At 74.6% G+C, this 268-nt stretch carries 1 pseudogene; it reads right to left on the reverse strand.

Going from position 1 to position 268, the window contains the following annotated elements:
• Nucleotides 1–268 (reverse strand): annotated as a pseudogene (locus VTU_RS33535) (RIP metalloprotease RseP); the annotation flags it as partial.

Genomic DNA, 268 nt, shown 5'->3' on the forward strand with positions numbered 1-268 from the left:
CCGCGCGCTGCGCCGCACCTTCGGGAAGGATCTCGCCCAGCACGGGGCGCGTCCAGGGCCCGGCGACGCCGATCCTGTGCAACAGCCGGGAATCGACCTCGCCGTTGTCGATCCCGGACAGGTCCAGAAGCATCTCGCGGTGCCCGGCGCCCCGCGAGGCGCTCACTTCCAGGCGCGCGCCCACGCCCTCGAGCGCCCCGCGCGCGAGCAGCCAGCGCAGATCCGTGAACGAGCGCACCGGCTCCAGTTCGTCCGCGCCCAGCGCTGC

This window comes from Verminephrobacter aporrectodeae subsp. tuberculatae At4, from assembly GCF_000193225.1.
GTDB lineage: Bacteria > Pseudomonadota > Gammaproteobacteria > Burkholderiales > Burkholderiaceae_C > Acidovorax > Acidovorax aporrectodeae.